This is a genomic window from Amycolatopsis sp. w19, assembly GCF_051373225.1.
Classification (GTDB): Bacteria; Actinomycetota; Actinomycetes; order Mycobacteriales; family Pseudonocardiaceae; genus Amycolatopsis; species Amycolatopsis japonica.
The window spans coordinates 10613-29704 of sequence record NZ_JBPQFM010000005.1 but is presented as its reverse complement, the minus strand read 5'-3'; the positions used below and the strand labels follow the sequence as shown (position 1 = coordinate 29704).

At 68.1% G+C, this 19092-nt stretch carries 16 protein-coding genes and 1 pseudogene; 6 read left to right on the top strand and 11 right to left on the bottom strand.

The window, feature by feature from the left end; all coding sequences use genetic code 11:
* Positions 1-78: 78 nt before the first annotated feature.
* On the bottom strand, positions 79-2343 hold the full coding sequence (locus ACSMFO_RS12900) for a serine/threonine-protein kinase (protein WP_436458806.1): 2265 nt from the start codon (positions 2341-2343) through the stop codon (positions 79-81).
* Positions 2334-4544: a protein kinase domain-containing protein gene (locus ACSMFO_RS12895; RefSeq protein ID WP_436458805.1), complete on the bottom strand. Its 2211-nt coding sequence runs from the start codon at positions 4542-4544 to the stop codon at positions 2334-2336. The genes ACSMFO_RS12900 and ACSMFO_RS12895 overlap by 10 nt, the downstream gene beginning before the upstream one ends.
* A gap of 118 nt (positions 4545-4662) precedes the next feature.
* Between ACSMFO_RS12895 and ACSMFO_RS12890 the strand changes: the two genes are divergently transcribed.
* From ACSMFO_RS12890 to ACSMFO_RS12870, 5 genes and pseudogenes are all read left to right on the top strand, one after another.
* Positions 4663-5730 carry an HpcH/HpaI aldolase/citrate lyase family protein gene (locus ACSMFO_RS12890; RefSeq protein WP_038507139.1) on the top strand — a complete coding sequence of 356 codons (1068 nt, stop codon included), beginning with the start codon at positions 4663-4665 and terminating at the stop codon, positions 5728-5730.
* The gene (locus ACSMFO_RS12885; protein ID WP_436458804.1) at positions 5730-6584 is read left to right on the top strand and encodes an HpcH/HpaI aldolase/citrate lyase family protein; all 855 of its coding nucleotides are present in this window, start codon (positions 5730-5732) and stop codon (positions 6582-6584) included. Before ACSMFO_RS12890 ends, ACSMFO_RS12885 begins: the two co-directional genes overlap by 1 nt.
* A 74-nt stretch (positions 6585-6658) precedes the next feature.
* Positions 6659-6919 (top strand): annotated as a pseudogene (locus ACSMFO_RS12880) (AAA family ATPase); the annotation flags it as partial.
* Between the two features lie 54 nt (positions 6920-6973).
* Positions 6974-7156 (top strand): hypothetical protein, encoded by a 183-nt coding sequence (locus ACSMFO_RS12875; protein ID WP_436458803.1) that lies wholly within the window; start codon positions 6974-6976, stop codon positions 7154-7156.
* Between the two features lie 109 nt (positions 7157-7265).
* A complete protein-coding gene (locus tag ACSMFO_RS12870) occupies positions 7266-7817 on the top strand; it encodes a DUF4276 family protein (protein WP_436459014.1) in 552 nt (183 codons plus the stop codon).
* A 597-nt stretch (positions 7818-8414) separates the two neighbouring features.
* Here the strand turns inward: ACSMFO_RS12870 and ACSMFO_RS12865 are convergent.
* Positions 8415-8870: a hypothetical protein gene (locus ACSMFO_RS12865; RefSeq protein WP_436458802.1), complete on the bottom strand. Its 456-nt coding sequence runs from the start codon at positions 8868-8870 to the stop codon at positions 8415-8417.
* A gap of 56 nt (positions 8871-8926) precedes the next feature.
* On the opposite strand from ACSMFO_RS12865, the gene ACSMFO_RS12860 reads away from it, so the two are divergent.
* On the top strand, positions 8927-10768 hold the full coding sequence (locus tag ACSMFO_RS12860; RefSeq protein ID WP_436458801.1) for a TIR domain-containing protein: 1842 nt from the start codon (positions 8927-8929) through the stop codon (positions 10766-10768).
* A gap of 9 nt (positions 10769-10777) precedes the next feature.
* On the opposite strand, the gene ACSMFO_RS12855 is transcribed toward ACSMFO_RS12860, so the two are convergent.
* The 8 genes from ACSMFO_RS12855 to ACSMFO_RS12820 are packed head-to-tail and all read right to left on the bottom strand — an operon-like array spanning position 10778 to position 19082.
* A complete protein-coding gene (locus ACSMFO_RS12855; protein ID WP_436458800.1) occupies positions 10778-12157 on the bottom strand; it encodes an amidase in 1380 nt (459 codons plus the stop codon).
* 11 nt (positions 12158-12168) lie between these two features.
* On the bottom strand, positions 12169-12927 hold the full coding sequence (locus ACSMFO_RS12850; RefSeq protein ID WP_038507128.1) for an SDR family NAD(P)-dependent oxidoreductase: 759 nt from the start codon (positions 12925-12927) through the stop codon (positions 12169-12171).
* On the bottom strand, positions 12924-14345 hold the full coding sequence (locus tag ACSMFO_RS12845) for an aldehyde dehydrogenase family protein (RefSeq protein ID WP_436458799.1): 1422 nt from the start codon (positions 14343-14345) through the stop codon (positions 12924-12926). Before ACSMFO_RS12845 ends, ACSMFO_RS12850 begins: the two co-directional genes overlap by 4 nt.
* On the bottom strand, positions 14338-15108 hold the full coding sequence (locus tag ACSMFO_RS12840; RefSeq protein ID WP_436458798.1) for an ABC transporter ATP-binding protein: 771 nt from the start codon (positions 15106-15108) through the stop codon (positions 14338-14340). The genes ACSMFO_RS12845 and ACSMFO_RS12840 overlap by 8 nt, the downstream gene beginning before the upstream one ends.
* Positions 15105-15842 (bottom strand): ABC transporter ATP-binding protein, encoded by a 738-nt coding sequence (locus ACSMFO_RS12835; protein ID WP_378411228.1) that lies wholly within the window; start codon positions 15840-15842, stop codon positions 15105-15107. Before ACSMFO_RS12835 ends, ACSMFO_RS12840 begins: the two co-directional genes overlap by 4 nt.
* Positions 15839-16651, bottom strand: a complete 813-nt coding sequence (locus ACSMFO_RS12830; protein ID WP_436458797.1) for an ABC transporter permease — start codon at positions 16649-16651, stop codon at positions 15839-15841. The genes ACSMFO_RS12835 and ACSMFO_RS12830 overlap by 4 nt, the downstream gene beginning before the upstream one ends.
* On the bottom strand, positions 16651-17595 hold the full coding sequence (locus ACSMFO_RS12825; RefSeq protein ID WP_038507117.1) for an ABC transporter permease: 945 nt from the start codon (positions 17593-17595) through the stop codon (positions 16651-16653). Before ACSMFO_RS12825 ends, ACSMFO_RS12830 begins: the two co-directional genes overlap by 1 nt.
* On the bottom strand, positions 17592-19082 hold the full coding sequence (locus tag ACSMFO_RS12820; RefSeq protein WP_436458796.1) for an ABC transporter substrate-binding protein: 1491 nt from the start codon (positions 19080-19082) through the stop codon (positions 17592-17594). Before ACSMFO_RS12820 ends, ACSMFO_RS12825 begins: the two co-directional genes overlap by 4 nt.
* Positions 19083-19092 lie beyond the last annotated feature (10 nt).

Genomic DNA, 19092 nt, shown 5'->3' with positions numbered 1-19092 from the left:
GTCACGGGAAACGAAACGAGACGTTAGGCCATTCGGCCCAATGAATACTCATTCCACTTTGGACTTTCGCAGGTCAGGTCAGGAGATCGTCGCGGTACGAAGAAGTTCTTCGACGCCCGGTGTCCGCCATTCGTCCATCACCACGATTTGCCTGTCCGCAAGGAACCAGATCCGCTGCGTCACTTGCGTCTCGCCGCTTCCGCCCGTCTGTCCACGAGGAACACACTGGATCGTCCACTCCTCGTAGGTCGCCGTCGCCCCGCCGACCGGTGCGGTGGCGGAAGCCGTCCGCGCGGCGTCACCCTCTTGGCGGAGGTCCTTCCGCCCGGCGGCGTTGCAGGCCCGGCCGCCCGCGCTGCGCCGGTAGAACTCCCCCGGCCGGTACGGCGGCTGCTCGGCGGAGCGCTGGGTGTTGTCCGTGACGAGGACGTACTTGCAGTTGAAGTACTTCTTGGGATCCGGGCAGCCCGGCGCGACGAGCACCTTCTCCAGCCCCTGCGAGACCTCGGACCAGCCTTGCGGCAGATGCAGGGTGAGCGCTCCGGCCGAGACGTCCGTGACACCCTGCGCGGGCGGGGCGGACGACGTGCCCTTGACCACCTTTCCGCTGGTCACGCCATCGACAAGGGTGGGGTTCAGCAGTCCGGCGACTTTGTCGTAGGGCAGTGTGAGGTCTTGGACGCTGCAGGCGGTGGTGAAGCCCAGGTCGGTCATGTTGGCCGTGACCTCGAGGGCGGTCGGCGCGAACGCGAGCCACACCTTCGGGTCTCCGGTGAGGTCGGCCGCCCGGAGCGGCCGGTACGGGAAAATGGTGCTCGGAGGGCCGCACTGCTCCTTGTCGGGCCAGAGGACCTCGGTCAGTTCCCGGAGGCCCTCGTCGGTGAACTTTCCGGGGGCGAACAGTTCGGCCGGCGTGAGCGCCTTGCCCTCCTTGAGGTCGATCGTCACCGTCGCGCGGCCGTGACCCCAGGTCGGATGCGGTTTGTTCACGAGGTCGCTGGTGTAGCGGACGGAGAGGTACCGCTCGTTCTGCGAGCGGATGTCGGCCTTGGTGGTCAGCGTGTACGGGCCGCGTTCCGGCTCCAGCTTGGCGGCGCCGGGTCCGGTTTTGCGGTTCCAGGCGTCGATCGGCGCCATCAGCGCGTCGTTGACCCGCTTGAGCCAGGCTTGATCGGGCGAACCGGTCACCACCGGGTGGTCGCCGGTGTAGGCGAGGGTCGTGCCGGGCACCGTCCCGGACTCGGTCTTCATGGCGACCTTGAGCGCGACGGCCTGCGTGGTCGGCGGTGGCGGTGGCGGGGTGCTCGCGTCGGAGAAGACGACCACCGAACCGACCACGGCGGCCGTCGCCGCGACGACCCCGGCGGTGATCTTCAGCCCGACCGCGATCCCGCCGGTCGACGCGGCCGCCGCACCCGTTCCGGCGGCGGCGACACCGGGCGCGGCCGCGGTACCGGCGCTGAGCAGGACCAACGGAGTCGCCGCGACGAGCACGCCCGCCGCCTTCGCCAACCGCGACCAGCCCTTGCGTTCCCATTCGTCGCCGTACCCCGCGCGGGCGACGCGTTCCAGTTCGCTGACGAACATCAGCGCGTCGACCGGTCGTTTCGACGGGTCCTTCGCCATTCCCAGCGCGACGATCTCGTGCACCGGCTGGGGGACTTCGCCGAACGGGATGGGTGCGTGTTCGTGCAGCGTGCGCAGCACTTCGGTCTGCTCGGCCTCGTACGGCCGGTGCCCGGCGACACACTGGAAGAACACGCAGGTCGCGGCGTAGACGTCGGTCGCGGGGGTGGCCTGCCCGCCGGACCACTGCTCGGGCGCCATGTACGCGGGAGTGCCGACGGACGGGCCGCGTTCACCCGCCAGGACGGCCGTGCCGAAGTCGACCAGCTTGCTCTCGCCGGTGTCGGCGACGAGGACGTTGGCCGGTTTGTAGTCCCGGTGGACGACGTTCGCGGAGTGCGCCGCGGCCAGCCCGAGCAGCGATCCCTTCAGGACCGCGAGGGCGGCTTCCGGTTCGAGAGCGCCTTCGGCCTGGAGGACGGAACGCAGGGAGACGCCGTTGATCGCCTCCATGACGATCGCCGCGCCCCGCGGCGTCTCGAAGAACTCGTACAGCTTCACGACGTGCGGGCTCGTCACCCGATGCAGCGCCAGGGCTTCTTGGCGGAACGCGTCGAGATAGGCGGGCTCGGCGGCGAAGCGGGAGAAGAGGTACTTGATCGCGACGACGTGGCCCGTGTTGTCCTGGCGCGCGAGCACCACGCGGCCGAAGGTGCCGGTGCCCAGCTGCTCCAGCTCCGTGAAGCCGGGCAGTCTCCACTCGTCGCTCAGTTCCATCGCGCCTCTTCCAGGATCTTGTCGAGGCCTGGAGTGTTCCACTCGTCCACGATCACGAGCTGCGTTTTCGGCAGGAACCAGACCCGCTGAGTGACGCTACCGCCGCCGGAACACGTGAGTCGCCACTCTTCGTAGGCCGCCTTCTTCGTCCCGATCGAACGAAGCTCCTTCGTCTGGAGGACAGGTGACCCCTGCGTCTCCCCTGGTGCCCCGAGCGAGTGACATGGACGCGGGCCGGTGGATCGGTTGTAGGGCTTGCCCGGTTCATACGCCGGCGTGGCCGGATCGACCCGCGAGTTGTCGCTGAAGACCACGCCCGCGCAATGGAACGGCTGTGTGCACTGGTCGGCGGTCACCAGGTAGCGCTCGATGGGTTCGCCGGAAAGCAGTCGCCAGTTTTCCGGCGTGGTGATGGTGAAGGCGCCGACGTTGTGCTCTTTGGTCCGTTCGCCCTGCTTGCCGCCGAGCAGGTGCGCGACCGCGGGACTCAGCAGGTCACGCAGCCGTTCGTAGGGCACGGTGACGGTCGTCGGATTGCAGACCATCGGGTACCCGAGCGCGAAGGCGGCGACGCGGAACTCCATCCCGTTCGCCGCGGGCGCCGCCTGCACGATCCCCCCGTCCTGGGTGTACCGGTCCGACATCGCGCCCGCGGGAAGGTGCTCCGGTGCCGACGGCGGCGTGGCGAGACACTCGCCCGGCTTGGCCGAGGCGTACATCCGGTCCTCCACCATCCGCATTCGTTCGGCATTGCCGTCGACGTCGGCGAACAGGCCCGCGGTCGGGATCACGTCGCCGTCGGACAGGTCGATCACGAGGGTCCGGACGGCGTAGGCGCCGTGGTTCCCGAGCTGGACCGTCTCGACCGAGCGTTCGTAGACGACCGAGATCAGCTTGTCGTCCTGGCGCAGGACCTCGGCGGTGGTGGACATATGCGGGATGTCGCCGTCGGGTTCCTTCTCCGGCGGGCTGCCCGGCGGCCAAACGCTCTTGAGCCAGCCGTCGATCGGCGCCATCAGCGCCTTGTTGACCCGCTCCTCGACCGCCTTGTCCTTCAACCCGCTGATGCGGACGTACTTCCCGTTGAAGTCGAAGCCGTCGAGCTTCTCGGTCCGGGTGAGGAGGTCGACCTTCATCGCGGCGACGGTCGTCGTCTGTGGCGGTGCTTCGTCGTCGCTGTTCGTGTTGACCACCACGACCGTCCCGACGGCGACCGCGGTGGCGGCGGCGACCGCGGCGGTGATCTTGAGACCGAGCGCGATCCCGCCGCCGGCGGTGGCCGCGACCCCGCCGCCCGCGAGGACCGGCGCGGCCGCGGTTCCCGCGCCGAGCAGGGCCAACGGGGACAGGGCGACCAGGACACCGGCGCCCTTGGCGAGCCAGTGCCAGCCGTTGCGCTCCCAGTCCTCGCCGTACGCCTTCCTGGCGGACGCCTCCAGCTCCGCGACGAATTCGGCCGCGCCCGATGGCCGGTGGGCGATGTCCTTCGCCATGCCGCGCGCGATGAGGTCGCGGACCGGTGCGGGCACTTCGCCGAACGGGATCGGGGCGTACTCGTGCAGCGTGCGCAGCACTTCGGTCTGCTCCGCCTCGTACGGCCGGTGGCCGACGACGCACTGGAAGAACACGCAGGTCGCGGCGTAGACATCGGTCGCGGGGGTGGCGACGCCGCCCGCCCACTGCTCGGGCGCCATGTACGCGGGCGTGCCCGCGGCGACCCCGGTCTGCCCGGCGAGCACGGCGATGCCGAAGTCGACGAGTTTGCTCTGCCCCTCGCGGGTGACCAGGACGTTGGCCGGTTTGTAGTCGCGGTGGACGGTGCCCGCGGCGTGCGCGCCGGCGAGACCGAGCAGCGAGCCCTTGAGGATGGCCAGCGCGGCTTCGGGTTCGAGCTTCTCCTGGCGGCCGAGGATCTCTTTCAGGGAGATTCCGTGAACGGCCTCCATGATGATCGCGGCCCCTTGCGGGGTCTCCACGAACTGGTGCAGACGGGCGATGTGAGGCCCCGAAACGCGGCTCAGGATCTGCGCCTCATGGCGGAACTCGGCCAGGCGCCGCGGGTCGGCGGCGAACCTCGCATACAGGTATTTGATGGCCACGACCTGCGCGGATTCGTCGTGGCGGGCCAGCACGACCCGTCCGAATCCACCTTCGCCCAGCGACCCCAGCTCGGTGAAACCCGGCAAGGCCCAGTCGTCCACAGATTCCTCCGCGATTCCCGATCGTGTCCCCTTGGAGGTGAGCTGCGCCGCAGCGGTTCCCCGCCTTCCGGGTTTAGGGTTACCCGTCGGTCACTTAGCCCGTAGCGATGGAGGAACGATGCGTTCGCCGAAGGATTTCTTCGCCCCGCTCGCGGTGGGGGCGCCGGAACCGCTCCGCCAGATCCCCGTGCCTCCTTCGCGGATGATCCATTTCTTCGATCCCAGCAACGAGAAGATGGCCGCCAAGGTCCCGGACATCGCCAAGAAGGTCGACGTCCTGCTCGGCAACCTCGAAGACGCCGTGCGCGCCGACCGCAAGGAGGCCGCGCGGAACGGGCTCGTCGCCATCGCGAAGTCGACCGACTTCGGCAAGACGCAGCTGTGGACGCGCGTCAACAGCCTCGACTCGCCGTGGGTGCTCGACGACCTGATCACGCTGGTCACCGAGATCGGCGACAAACTCGACGTGATCATGGTGCCGAAGGTCGAAGGCGCGCAGGACATCCACTACGTCGACCGGCTGCTCGCGCAGCTCGAAGCGCGGGCCGGGCTGACGAAGCCGCTGCTGGTGCACGCGATCCTGGAGACCGCCAGCGGCGTCGCGAACGTCGAGGAGATCGCCGGCGCGAGCCCCCGGATGCAGGGCATCTCGCTCGGCCCGGCCGACCTCGCCGCGAGCCGCCGGATGAAGACCACCCGGGTGGGTGGTGGGCACCCCGGTTACCTCGTGCGCACGGACCCGACCGGCGAGGACCTGAACGAGGGACGCACGACGTATCAGCAGGATCTGTGGCACTACACCGTCGCGCGGATGGTCGACGCCTGCGCGGCGAACGGGATCCTGCCGTACTACGGGCCGTTCGGCGACATCCGCGACGTCGTGGCCTGTGAGGACCAGTTCCGCAACGCGTTCCTGCTCGGCTGTGTGGGCGCCTGGAGCCTGCACCCGGTGCAGATCGACATCGCCAAGAAGGTGTTCTCGCCTTCGCCCGAGGACGTCGCCTGGGCGCGGCGTGTGATCGCCGAAATGGGTGATGGCACCGGTGCGGTGATGATCGACGGCAAGATGCAGGACGACGCCTCGGTGAAGCAGTGCCGGGTGGTCGCCGAACTCGCGGACGCCCTCGCCGCCGACGATCCTGAACTCGCCGCCGCGTACGACGCGGCCACGAAGGAGGCATCCTGATGAACCCCCGGCGTTCCGTCCTCTACATGCCCGGCGCGAACGAAAGAGCGCTGGAAAAGGCCAAGACGCTGGACGCGGACGGGCTCATCCTCGATCTCGAAGACGCCGTCGCGCCCGACGCGAAGGAGGCCGCACGTGAACGCGTTTGCGCCGCGGCTTCGTCGAAGGAATACGGCTCGCGCGAGGTGACCATCCGCGTCAACGGCCTCGACACCGAATGGCACGACGCCGACCTCCGCGCCGCCGCGCAGGCGGGCCCGGCCGCGATCGTGGTGCCGAAGGTGAACTCCGCCGCCGAAGTGCACAACATCGAGCGCGCGCTGGAACTCGGCGGCGCGCCGGACCACACGAAGATCTGGGCGATGGTCGAAACCCCGGTCGCGATGCTGCACGCCGAGGAGATCGCCGCCGCGTCCGAGCGGCTGACCGTGCTGGTCATGGGCACGAACGACCTGGCGAAGGAACTGCACGCCGAGTTCGTCCCCGGCCGCGCGCCGCTGCTGGGCGGGCTCTCCCTCGCGCTGCTGGCCGCGCGCGCGACCGGCAAGGCGATCCTCGACGGCGTCTACAACGACGTGAAGGACCTCGAAGGCTTCGAGGCGGAATGCGTGCAGGGGCGCCAGTTCGGCTTCGACGGCAAGACGCTGATCCACCCGGCGCAACTGGAGCCGTGCAACCGGATCTTCGCGCCGTCCGAGGAGGAGATCACGCGGTCGCGCAAGATCATCTCGGCGTTCGAAGAGGCGCAGGCGGCCGGGCAGGGCGTCGTGACCGTGGACGGGCGGATGATCGAAAACCTGCACGTGGAGAACGCGCGGCGGATCTTGGCGCTGGCCGAGGCGATCGGTGGCTGACGCATTCAGTCCTCTGAATGCGGTAGTTGCGCGTGCATCGTCAACTTTTGTAAACCGAGCGGACAAGGTCGCGTATCGTCGGCGCGATCCGCCTCGTCGCGCCGTTCTTCGGCGGCTTCGTCCTCCAGCCCGACAGCACCGACCGTATTCTGCTTCGCTGGCACCGGCAGGGTTCGGACACGATCTTCTCGGCGAACCAGACGTCCGACGGAACACTTCGTTTCGTCTGCCTGGCCACCCTATTGCTCCAACCTGAGCGTCCCTCACTCGTCATACTCGACGAACCGGAACTCGGGCTGCACCCGTTCGCCATCGTCCAGCTCGCGGATATGCTTCGAGTCGCCTCGACACGCAGTCAGGTCCTGATCGAGACCCAGTCGGTAACGCTGATGAACCAGTTCTCCGCCGAAGACCTGATCGTCGTCGAACAACGAGGCGGCGATTCGGTCTTCACCCGGCCGAACAATTCCGCGCTGAAGAACTGGCTCGACGAATATTCGCTCGGCGAACTCTGGGAGAAGAACATCATCGGTGGGCAGCCAGGATCGATGGGCAGCGTTCTCGATGCCTGAGCAAAAGCGTCTACATCTGCTGGTGGAAGGCCAGACAGAGGCGGCCGTGGTCCGGGATCTGCTGTCCGGACACTTCCAGCGGCAAGGCTGGTTCGTCACCTAGTCGACGATCCGTACGCAGACATCGTCCGCGCCCCATCGCGGCGGTGTCTCGACATGGGTGAAGCTGCATCGCGAAATCAAAGAGCTGCTCTCCAGCCGACGTCTCACCGTACTGACGACCTTGTTCGACTACTACGGATTCCCCTCCGACGCACCAGGGATGGCAACGCGTCCGGCGGGTACCGCCGCCGGCAAAGTGGAACACGTCGAGCACGAACTTCAGACGACCGTCGGCGATCACCGGTTCGTTCCCCATCTCGTTCTTCACGAACCGGAGTCCTGGGTGTTCGCCGCCGGTCGACAGCTCGCGCTCCTCGTCGACGACCCAGCCCTTGGCGAGCGGATCAAGCAGGATTGCGCCGAGGCCGGTGGCCCTGAACTCGTCAACGACGACCCGAAGAACGCGCCTTCGAAGCGCCTCGCCCGGTACTACCCGGACCACCAGAAGACGCTCGAAGGCCCCTTGGCGATCGAGAGCCTGGGCGTCGAAGGTTTGAAGGACGAGTGTCCACACTTCGCCACCTGGCTGGGCATTCTCGACGCCCGCGCGAAGGGGTAGCCAGGCAGAACCGAAAATCTTCTAGCCCCCCCCCCCGCTCTTTTTCGGGGTTACTCAGGAGCCGGGGGTCCACGACCAGCGGGGCGGCACCGGCGACCTTGGCGAGCACGTCCGCGAGCTGCACCAGTCCAAGCCGGGCTTCTTCGAGCCTCGCCCGAAGCTCACCGACCTGGTCCCAGGCATTCTCGTGGTCCATTTTCGACACATCGTCCGGACGTCGGTCCTCCCACGCCAGGAGGCGGGGGTGCCACCGAGCGAGCATCGGCCGTAGCGAAAGGTTGAGCACCGTGAGCGCGAGAGTCCCGAACGTCAATTCTCCCGCCCGGTCAGCAGGCGATACAGCCGGACCGTAGCGGCGCAGAATGTCCCTCGTCGTACCGAACAGGCTGTAAACGCTGGTCAGGGCTTCGCGAACCAAACCCTCGCCGGGCCGCAATTCGACGTAGGTGATCCTCGTCGCCAATTCGACATAGAGTTCCCAAGCGGCTTCGGCCTCCGCCCGTTGCGGGGCCCACGTCCCGCCGAATTCGCCGACGAACGGCAGCTTCAGCTTTACGTTCAGTTCCCGCGGCCTGGCCGCCCGGCGGAACCGTCCCATCACCGAGCACCTCCGGCAGTGGCGAGCAGGGACGTCGCCTCTGCGAGCTCGGCGAGCCGGCGAGCCACATCGCGCAGAAGAACCTGAAGATCGGCGAGTTCAGCACGAAGGCGGTCTTTGTGTTCCCACGCCTGCTCGTGTTCGAACACGGTGACTCCGGCCGGCCGCCGGTCCTGGTGATCGACGTACATCCGATGCCAGTAGGCGAGGAACGGCCGGATCCCCTTGTTCAACAGGTTGATCACCAGGTGGTGGACGGAATCCTCGGTCGCGTCCGGCGCGGGCCGATGTCCGGCCAGCGCCCGGCGCGCGGTCGAAAACACGCTGTAGAGGCTGTCCAACGCCTCGGAAAGCAAGCCCTCGTCCGGCCTCAGCTCGACGGCCGTGATCCGGCTGGCCAGCTCGACGTGCAGCTCCCACGCGAGTGCGCGGTCCGTCTCCTCGTGCCTGCTCATGGTGGCATTCTATGGCGCTACGGTGACCGAGGCGGTCGTCTGCCAGAGGGGGAAGAATGCCGGAGCCCGATTGGGACGTCTTCATCAGCTACGACCGCGACGACGACGGTGTTGTCAGTCGAATCGCCGAGGCGCTGACGTCGGCGGGGCTTCAGGTGTTCCGGGACACGACGCTTTGGCCGTTCACGCCGATATCACCCGATGTGCTGAAGGCACTGCTCGGCACACGCGTCGTTCTCGTCTACTACAGCGCCAGCTACCCGACGCGTATGGCCTGTCAGGAAGAGCTCGCGACGGCCTACCTCGCCGCACAGGTGGAAGGAGAACCTTCCTCGAGAATCCTGGTGGTCAACCCCGAAGACACCTTCACGCATATCGAACCGGTCCACCTGCGTGACACTTTGGCGGCAGGCAGGCCGGTGACCCGAGCCGCGCTGAATCATCTCGTCGAAACGGTTATGGCAAGAGCCGCGGCCGTTACGGTGCCGCTCGGCCGATACGCCCGAGCGCGACCACCATGGCTGACCTCGTCGCCGCACTACCCACCGGAGCGCTTCACCGGCCGATGGCACGATCTCCTGCGCCTGCACTCCGCGCTTCATCCGACGACCGGCAGGCTCACCGGCCCGGTCCGAGCCCCCGTCACCGTCGTGCACGGTGTCGCGGGAATCGGGAAGACCGCGCTTGCCGCCGCCTACGTACGGCATTTCGGTTCGGCGTTTCCCCGCGGGATCGCCTGGTCGGACGGCAGGAACGAGGTGCGCCCGGCCGACGGTACCGGTCTGTGGGTGGTCGACGATGTGTCCGGTGAGCCGGACCGAATCCGTGCGCTGCTCCCCAGTGACCCTGAGGTTCCCTGTCTGCTCATCACCCGCGATCCCCGGCTCGCCACATTGGGCACCGAGCTGGAGCTTCTGGATCTGGGCGAACACGACATTCAGGTGCCCTCATCACTCCGCGAGGTGGCGAGTGGTGCGACCGACCTCCTGCTCTGGCTCGCTGCCAGCATGACGGCCGGGTTCGACAGCACGCGAGGGGCAGTGAACTCGCTGTACCGCGGCACGTCACAACTCATCCAGCCGACGATCAAACGCCTGCGTCCCGAACTCGAACAGCTGACCAGCGCCGAGTGGGCGGCACTTCGGGTCTTCGCCGCGGCCGCGCCGACCTTCGTATCCCCGCTTCTGGTCGCCGATGTTCTCGCGGCGGATCTCGGAACAACGCGTGAAGACGAGTTCAGGAAGGCCCAGGGAGCCGTGATGGGCCTTGTCGCCAAGGGCCTGCTTCGCGGCTCCCCTCACGGTGAAAGCTTCGAACTGCCCCAGGCATTCGTCCTCACCGTTCGCACCGTCGACAGCGATCCGACGGAAGCAGAGCGAATACGAACCCAAACACTCCGCGTCATCAGGAAGCAGGCGCCGGCCGAGCGACACGTGATCTTCGCGCGTCCGCTGCGAGACGACTTGAACGGGGCCGAACGAGATGCCGCTCATCGGGTGCTGAACGAACTGACCACCCGTGTCCCTTTCCAGCCGCTCGCGGACGACCATGGCTTGCTGCGGGATGCCTTGACTTCATTGCACGAACTCTTCAAAAGGACCCGGAAGATCCGCGATGCCATGCCGTCACAGGCCTTGCGGGACTCCACCCTGGCGAGGCCGGGACTGCGAACCGTCACCAACCGGCTCCTGGAGGAGATCCTGCGACCACTACTGTCCCGTTGGCATCCGGCGTTGGACGAGCACTTCGACCTCCGTCCCGGCGACGTGGGCCGAAGGACACACGAACGGGCTTGGGAACACCACGATCAGCTCCGGACGGAACTCAAGAATCTCCGGCCGGAACTCCAGGAGATCGCAGAGGAATTGGCGCTGATCAGCGGCTCCTCGAAGCTCTGAAGGTGATGGTCAGGGCCAGGGGCGCGGAGTGGGGCGAAGGGTTTCGTAGGCGGCAGCGGCGCGAAGGACGTCGAGGTCCGCGAAGCGGCGGCCGCTGATTTGCAGGCCGATGGGCTGGTCGTCGCTCGTGTAGCCGCAGTTGATCGAGACCGCGGGCTGGCCGGACATGTTGTACGGCACAGTGAACGCGATGTGCTCGAACGGGCGGCGCGGGTCGTTGGTCGGCGAGGGCCAGTCGGCGGGCGGGGCCGAGACCGGGCAGGTCGGGGACAGGACGACGTCGAAACGCTCGGTCGCGCGCAGGGTCGCGACGGCGATGGCGTCGATCTGCGCGAAGCTGCGGTAGGCGTCGACACCGCTGACGTCGGCGCCGCCGGCGGCCCAGTCGGCGATGTACGGCAGCACCTTCACGCGGCGGTCTTCGGGCAGGGCCGACATGTCCGACCAGGCCCGGACGCGCCAGAAGGTGTCGAGCCCGTCGAGCATTTCCCGGCGCAGGAACGGCGAAACCGGCTCGACGACGGCACCGGCCGCCTCGAAGACACGTGCGGCCTCGGTGACGGCGGCGATGGTCTCCGGCAGCACCGGAAGCCCGACGCCGGGATCGAGGTGCAGCCCGATCCGCAGGCCCTTGACCTCGGCCGAAAGCGAAGCCCAGTCGAGCGACGACGGCGGCAGCGAGAGGTGATCGCGACCGTCCACACCGGACAGAACGCTCATCAGCAGCGCGGTGTCCGCCACGGTCCGCGTCATCGGCCCGGCGACGCGGCCGAGGAACGGCGGATCCACCGGCACCCGCCCGAAGCTCGGCTTCAGCCCGACCAGACCGCACCAGCCGGCGGGCAGCCGGATCGAGCCGCCGATGTCGGTGCCGACGTGCAGGGGGCCGTAGCCCGCGGCGGCCGCCGAACCCGCACCGGCGCTGGAGCCGCCGGGCGTGCGCGTGGTGTCCCACGGATTCCGCGACGCGGTGTGAAAACTCGACAGACCGGACGTCAGCATCCCGTAGTCCGGCATGGTCGTCTTGCCCAGCAGAACGCCACCGGACTCGCGCACGCGAGCGCTCGCCGGGGCGTCTTCGGGCGCGGGCGTCAGCGACGTGGCGGCCGTGCCGAGCGGGACCGGCGTGCCGCGCGTCGCGATGTTCTCCTTGAGCGTCAACGGAACGCCGTCGATCGGGCCGAGTGGTTCGCCCGCGTGCCAACGGCTTTCGGACGCCTTCGCGTCTTCGCGTGCTCCGCTCGGGTCGTACGCGTAGAGCGCGTGCAGTTCAGGCTCGCGCGCCTCGACGCGGGCGAGGACCGCTTCGGTGACCTCGACCGGCGACAGCGTCCCAGCGCGGTACTGGGCGACCAGTTCGACGGCGGTCAGATCGGGCAACTCCGGCACGGCAGGGCTCCTTACGTCGCGGGCGGTTCGAAGCGGCCGTCGACCGCGGTCCAGCCGCCGTCCACCGCCAGCACGGAGCCGGTGACGAACGACGACGCGTCCGACGCCAGGTACACGACGGCGCCCGCGAGTTCGTCCGGGCGCGCCCATCGGCCGAGCGCGCCCTTGGTCGCGTACGCGTCGTACCAGGCCGGATTCGCCTTGATCTGCGCGGTCAGCGGGGTTTCGACGACACCGGGCGCGATCGCGTTCACCCGCACCCCCGCCGGACCGAACTCCGCCGCGGCCGTGCGGAACAGCTGCACCAGCCCGGCTTTCGTCGCCGCGTACGGGCCTTGGCCGGGCTCGACGGTGGTGCCGCGGATCGACGAGAACCCGACGATGCTCCCCCGCCCGCGCTCGACCATCCCGGCGCCGAACGCGCGGACGACCTCGAAGGTCGCGCCGAGGTTCAGCGCGATCACCCGGTCGAATTCCTCGCGCGTGTACTCCAGCAGCCGTTTGCGCACGTTGGTCGCGGCGGTCAGCACGACGACGTCGATCTCGCCGAGCTCTTCCGCCGCCCGCGCCGCCGCGCCCTCCGAGAGCAGGTCGACCTCGTACGCCTCGCCCACGCCGGTTTCCTTGGCCGCGGCGACATCGCGGTCCGCGACGATCACCTCGGCGCCGTGCGCTGCCAGTGCTTTCGCGGATTCGCGGCCGATCCCGCTGCCACCGCCGAGGACGACGGCCCGCTTCCCGTCGAGCCGGAACAGGTTTTCGTACGTCACGGGCGCAGCACCGCCATTCTCGTCACGGTCAGTTCTTCGACCGCGAACCGCGGCCCTTCCCGCCCGATCCCGGAGTCCTTCACGCCGCCGTACGGCATGGTGTCGGACCGGAAACCGGGCACCTCGTTGACCACCACGCCGCCGACTTCGAGCTCGTCGAGCGCGCGGAACGCCGTCTTCAACGACGTGCTGAACACCGAGGCGTGCAGCCCGTAGCGCGACGCGTTGACCGCATCGAACGCATCGTCCACAGAGGACACAGTGCGGATGCAGACCACGGGGCCGAAGATCTCCTCGTCCCAGCATTCGAGGCCGCCGGGCACGTCGAGCAGCACGGTCGGCCGGATCACCGTGCCGTCGACACCGCCTCCGACCAGCCGCGCACCGGCCGAAGTCGCTTTGTCGACCCACTCCTGAACGCGCCGCGTCGAGCCGGGGTCGATCAGCGCCGAAACCCTCGTCTTCTCGTCGCGGGGATCACCGGTGACGACCTCGCCGAGCCGCGCCAGCACCCGTTCGGTGAATTCCTCGGCGACGGCGTCCACGACCAGCACCCGCTGCACCGAGATGCAGGCCTGCCCGGACGCGTAGAACCCGCCGCGCAGCACGGCGTCCGCGGCCGCGTCGAGGTCCGCGTCCTCCGCGACGACCAGTGCCGCGTTGGAACCCAGTTCCAGCAACGTCTTCGTGGGCGCGGCGTCGCGCGCGATCCGGTGCCCGACCAGCGCGGATCCGGTGAACGACACCGCGCCGACCCGCCGATCCGTGACCAGCGCCGAGCCGACGGCCGCGTCACCGGTGACCAGCTGGACCATCGCGGGCAGGTCGGTCAGCGAGCGCACCAGATGCACGAGCCACAACGTCGCCAGCGGCGTCTGCGGCGCGGGTTTCACCACCACCGGGCAGCCCGCGGCGATGGCTGGCGCGATCTTGTGCGACGCCAGGAGCAGCGGATAGTTGAACCCGGCGATGCCGACCACCACGCCGATCGGCTTGCGTTTCCAGAACCCGACCAGCCCGTCCCCGGACGGCAGCAGATCGAGCGGAACGGTCTCGCCGTGCAGCCGCGAGACCTCCTCCGCGGCGGCCTGCCAGGTGACGATCGTGCGGGCGACCTCGACGCGGCAATCGACCAGCGGTTTTCCGGTCTCCAGCACCAGAAGCTGCTCGAAGTCGGAGCGCCGGGCCGCCAAAGCGGCAGCGACGTCGTTGAGAAGTGAACGCCGGGTCCGCGACGGCAGGGCCGCGACCTGCTTGAACACCGCGACCGCCTCGTCGATCGCCCGCGTGGCCAGCTCCGGCGTCCCGGCCGGCGCCCGGCCGATCTCACTCCCGTCGAACGGGAAGTTCACCGGAAAATTGTCCACAGTGGACACCCAACCGTCACCGATCGGCAGTCCCTCCGGGTATTCAGCCATCGTCCCCTCCCCTCAACCGCGCCAGTTCGGCCCGCAGATTCGGCGCGGCCGCCAGCAGTTCCCTGGTGTACTCGTGTTCCGGCGCGTCGTAGACCTGGTCGACGTCGCCGATCTCGACGATCTCCCCGCGCCGCATCACCGCGACCCGGTCGCAGACGTGCCGCACCACGCCGAGATCGTGCGAGACGAAGATCAGCGTCAGCGAATACAGCTCGACCAGCGACGCGAGCAGGTCGAGGATCTGCTTCCGCACCGAGACGTCGAGCGCGCTCACCGGCTCGTCCGCGATGAGGATGCTCGGATTCGGCGCGAGCGCCCGCGCGATCGAGATGCGCTGCCGTTGCCCGCCGGAGAACTGGTGCGGATAGCGTCCCGCAGCATCCGAAGGCAGCCCGACGGCCTTCAGCAGCTCCGAGACCCGCGCGGGATCCCTCCGGCCCAATGGTTCGGAGATGATGTCGCGCACCCGCATCCGCGGATCGAGCGAACCCATCGGATCCTGGAAGACGATCTGCAGTTCCGACCGCAGGAAGCCGAGTTTGCGTTCCGGCAGGGTGTCCACGCGCTTGCCCTGGAACGAGACGCTGCCCGCCGTCGGCTTGTCGAGCGCGGCCAGCAATCTGACCAAAGTGGACTTCCCCGAGCCGGATTCGCCGACGATGCCGAACCGCTGACCGGCCTCGACGTCGAAAGAGACACCGCGCAAGGCGTGGACATCACGTCTGGTGTACCGACGTTCAAGGTCCCGCACCGAGATCATCATCGGCTCGCCTCCAGATCCGAAGCGGCCAACAGCTTCTTCGTGTACTCGTGCTGTGGCGCGGTGAGGACGTCGCGGGTGGTACCGGCTTCGACGATCTCGCCGTCCAGCATCACCAGCACCCGCTCGCACACCGACGCCACGACGGCGAGGTCGTGCGTGATGAACAGCAGCGCGCTCTCCCGCTCCCGCACGCCGTCGAGGATCAGTTCCAGGATCTGCGCCTGCACGGTGACGTCCAGCGCGGTCGTCGGCTCGTCGCAGATGAGCAGCTTCGGGTCGTTGGCCAGCGCGATCGCGAGGACGACGCGTTGCCGCTGCCCACCGGACAGCTGGTGCGGATACGCACGAGCGACCCCGGGCAGTCCGACGGACGCCAGCAAAGCCTCGGGATCCTTCCCGCCCTTGCGATGGATCCGCATCGGCTCGGTCACCTGCGCGCCGACCCGCATCGCCGGGTTCAAGGCGGTCATCGGCTCCTGGAACACCATCGAGAGTTCGTTGCCGCGCAACCGCGACAGTTCCTTCTCCGGCGCGCCGAGCAGTTCGCGGCCGTCGAGTTTCACCGATCCGGAGGCGGCGAGCTCTTCGGGCAGCAGCCCCATGATCGACAACGCCGTCAACGACTTCCCGGAACCGGACTCGCCGATCAGCCCGACGCGCTCACCGCGAGCGATGCCGAACGAGACGTCGCGGACCAGACCGGAGATGCCGAGACCATGGACTTCGAGGGTCATAGCCGCGCCGCCAATCGGGGGTCGAGACGATCGCGCAGGCCGTCACCGAGCAGGTTGAATCCGAGGACGGCGATGGCGATCGCGACACCGGGCACGAGCGCGAGCCGCGGATGCAGGGTCAGGAACACCTGCGATTCCTGCAGCATGCGGCCCCACGACGGGGTCGGCGGCCGCGTGCCGAAGCCGAGGAACGACAACGCCGCTTCCGCGAGCACGGCGATCGCGAACGACACCGACGCCTGCACGATCAGCAGCCCGGAGATGTTCGGCAGCACATGCCGCGCCGCGATGTTCAGCCGCGACCGGCCCGCCGACCGTGCGGCCAGCACGAACTCGCTGCTCATCACCTGCAACGTGCCCGAACGCGCGATCCGCGCGAACGACGGGATGGTCGCGATACCGATCGCCACCATGGCGGTCAAAGTGTCCGCCCCGAACACCGCGCCGAACATGATCGCCAGCAGCAACGCGGGGAACGCGAGCACCAGATCGTTGACCCGCATGACGAATTCGCCGAGCCACCGCGACGACATCCCGGCGAGGATCCCGAGCGGCGTCCCGATCACCGCGGCGATCCCGACCGCGACCACGCCGACGTACAGCGTTGTCCGCGCGCCGACCATGATCTGGCTGAGCACGTCGCGGCCGAAGCTGTCGGTGCCGAGCGGATTCGAGCCGCTGAAATCGTGCAGGCGGTTGGCCCCGTCGACCTTCACCGGGTCGAACGGCGTCCACACGAACGAAAGCAGCGCGGCGAGCACGATCAGCGCGACCAGGACACCGCCGACGAGGAGACTGCGGTTACGCATCAGGAACCCCGCAATCTCGGGTCGAGCACCGTGTACAGGACGTCGACCACGAAGTTCACCAGCAGCACGCCGACCACCAGGACCAGCACGATCCCCTGCACGGACAACAGATCCCGCGACGCCACCGAGTCGAGCAGCATGCTGCCCAGCCCCGGCAGGACGAACACGCGCTCGACGACGACGGCGCCGATCAGCAGCGTCGAGAGTTGCAGTCCGAGCACCGTCACCACCGGCACGGCGGCGTTGCGCAGACCGTGGCGGAACAAGGCTTGGAACGGCCGCAGCCCCTTGGAGCGCGCCGTGCGCAGGTAGTCCTGGCCGAGCGTGTCGAGCACGGCCGACCGGACGTAGCGGGTGAGCACCGCGCCTTGCACCAGCCCCAAGGACAACGCGGGCAGGACGAGACCGCGGAGGAATTCGCCGGGGTCCTGCACCGGTGGTGTCCAGCCGCCGGAGGGCAGCCAGCGCAACTGCACCGCGAAGATCTGCACCAGGATGATGCCGGCGAGGAACGCGGGGATCGCGACGCCGATCTGCGACAGCCCGGAAACCGCCGTGCCGTCCGCCTTCCGGTGCCGTACCGCGGCGAACGTCCCGGCCGGGACGGCGATCAGCAACGCCACCAGCATCCCGGCCCCGACCAGCCACAACGTCACGCCGAGCCGGTCGGTCAGTGCGGGCCCGATCTCTTCGCGGGTCACGTACGAGCGGCCGAAGTCGCCTTGCAGGACACCGCCGATCCAGTCGAAGTACTGCGTCACGAGCGGCCTGTCGATGCCGAATTCGGCGCGGGTCTTCGCGACCAGTTCCGGGGTCGCGTTGACGCCGAGCGCGACCTGCGCCGGATCGCCCGGCAGCACGGCCATGAACAGGAACACCACGATGGACGCGACCAGCACACTGGCCACCAGGATCGCCACCCGGCGCACGATTTTGACCGTCATCGCGGCGCCAATCCCGTGAGATCGAAGGACTCGCTGACCTGGTTGCGGACGAACCCGGTCACCTTGTTCTTCGCCACGATCACGTTGGGGAACAGGAAGAGCCAGTCTGCGGCGGCGTCTTCGGACAGCCTCCGCGCGACCTGCCTCATCGCGTCGATCTGCTCCTGAGGCGTTCCGGCGTCGGCCTTCGCCAGGTTCTGCTGGACGGGTTTGCCGTCGTAACCCCAGTAGTACTTCGGCCTGCCGAAAGTGACGATGTCGCGGGCCTCGACGTGCTGGATGATCGACAGGTCGTAGTCGTGGTCGGTGAAGACCTGCTTGAGCCACACCGCCGGGAAGTCCAGCGGCTCGATCGTCACCGTGACCCCGACGTCCGCCAGTTGCGAGGACACCACCTGCGCGGCCGAAACCGCGTACGGCAGATTCGGGATCCGCAGCCGCAGTGAAGGACTCGGCTGGCCTGCTTCGGCGAGCAGCGCTTTCGCCTTCGCGGGATCGAACGGATACGCGTTCGACAGGTCTTCGTACCAGGGGTCCGTCGGCGGGACCATACTGCCGATGAGCGTGCCGCGACCGGCCCAAGCCGTGTCCAGCAACGCTTTCCGGTCGATCGCGTACGACAGCGCTTTTCGCACCCGGACGTCGTTCAGCGGCGGGCGCGCGTTGTTGAACGCGAGCGTGACCTCGCTGTTGGTCGTTCCTTCGACGACGGTGAACCGGTCGTCGCTCTGGAACTGCGGGATCGAATCCGGCACGGTGATCGCGGAGATGACGTCGATCCCGTTGCTGAGCAAGGCGTTGTTGAGCGCCGTCGGATCCTTGATGTACTTGAGGACCACGGTGGAGTAGGCCGGTTTCGTGCCCCAGTACGCGGGATTCTGCTTGAGGACGATGGAGTCGCCACGACGTCGCGAGGACACCGTGTACGGCCCGGTGCCGACCGGTTTGTTCGCCAGATCCGCGACCCCGGTCGGGCTGAACATCGCACCGAGGCGGCTGGTGAGGCTGAACAGCCAGCCGTTGCTGGGTTTCGTGAGCACGACCCGCGCGTGATCCGGCGCCACCACGTCGACCCGGTCGACGACGTCCATTGTGGACTTGATCGACACGGTCCAGTCGGTCTTCACACGCATCAGCGAGAACTTGACGTCCTCGGCGGTGAACGGCGCTCCGTTGCTGAACTTCGCGTTCTTCCGGAGCTTGAAGTCGTAGGTCTTGCGGTCTTCCGAAACCGTCCACGATTCTGCCAGCAGCGGCACGATCTTCGCGTTCGCGTCGAGCTTCACCAGCCCCTCGTAGACGTTGTAGAGCAACGCCTGCGGGATGGCGGCACCGTCCGTGCGGGTGAAGTCGAAGTTCGCGGGTTCGGCGGTGTAGCCGATGGCGAGGGTGCCAGGATCCTTGGCCACCGTGGCACTGGAGCCGGCGGAGCAGCCGGACGCCACCAGCAGCAACGCCACCACTGCCGCGTGAATCCGGGCTTTCATCCTGCCCCCT

Excerpts from the sequence above, each read along its gene's own strand:
- ACSMFO_RS12900 (WP_436458806.1), bottom strand. The coding sequence starts at position 2,343 with ATGGAACTGAGCGACGAGTGGAGACTGCCCGGCTTCACGGAGCTGGAG.
- ACSMFO_RS12890 (WP_038507139.1), top strand. The coding sequence starts at position 4,663 with ATGCGTTCGCCGAAGGATTTCTTCGCCCCGCTCGCGGTGGGGGCGCCG.
- ACSMFO_RS12885 (WP_436458804.1), top strand. The coding sequence starts at position 5,730 with ATGAACCCCCGGCGTTCCGTCCTCTACATGCCCGGCGCGAACGAAAGA.
- ACSMFO_RS12875 (WP_436458803.1), top strand. The coding sequence starts at position 6,974 with ATGAACCAGTTCTCCGCCGAAGACCTGATCGTCGTCGAACAACGAGGC.
- ACSMFO_RS12865 (WP_436458802.1), bottom strand. The coding sequence starts at position 8,870 with ATGAGCAGGCACGAGGAGACGGACCGCGCACTCGCGTGGGAGCTGCAC.
- ACSMFO_RS12860 (WP_436458801.1), top strand. The coding sequence starts at position 8,927 with ATGCCGGAGCCCGATTGGGACGTCTTCATCAGCTACGACCGCGACGAC.
- ACSMFO_RS12845 (WP_436458799.1), bottom strand. The coding sequence starts at position 14,345 with ATGGCTGAATACCCGGAGGGACTGCCGATCGGTGACGGTTGGGTGTCC.
- ACSMFO_RS12840 (WP_436458798.1), bottom strand. The coding sequence starts at position 15,108 with ATGATGATCTCGGTGCGGGACCTTGAACGTCGGTACACCAGACGTGAT.
- ACSMFO_RS12835 (WP_378411228.1), bottom strand. The coding sequence starts at position 15,842 with ATGACCCTCGAAGTCCATGGTCTCGGCATCTCCGGTCTGGTCCGCGAC.
- ACSMFO_RS12830 (WP_436458797.1), bottom strand. The coding sequence starts at position 16,651 with ATGCGTAACCGCAGTCTCCTCGTCGGCGGTGTCCTGGTCGCGCTGATC.
- ACSMFO_RS12825 (WP_038507117.1), bottom strand. The coding sequence starts at position 17,595 with ATGACGGTCAAAATCGTGCGCCGGGTGGCGATCCTGGTGGCCAGTGTG.
- ACSMFO_RS12820 (WP_436458796.1), bottom strand. The coding sequence starts at position 19,082 with ATGAAAGCCCGGATTCACGCGGCAGTGGTGGCGTTGCTGCTGGTGGCG.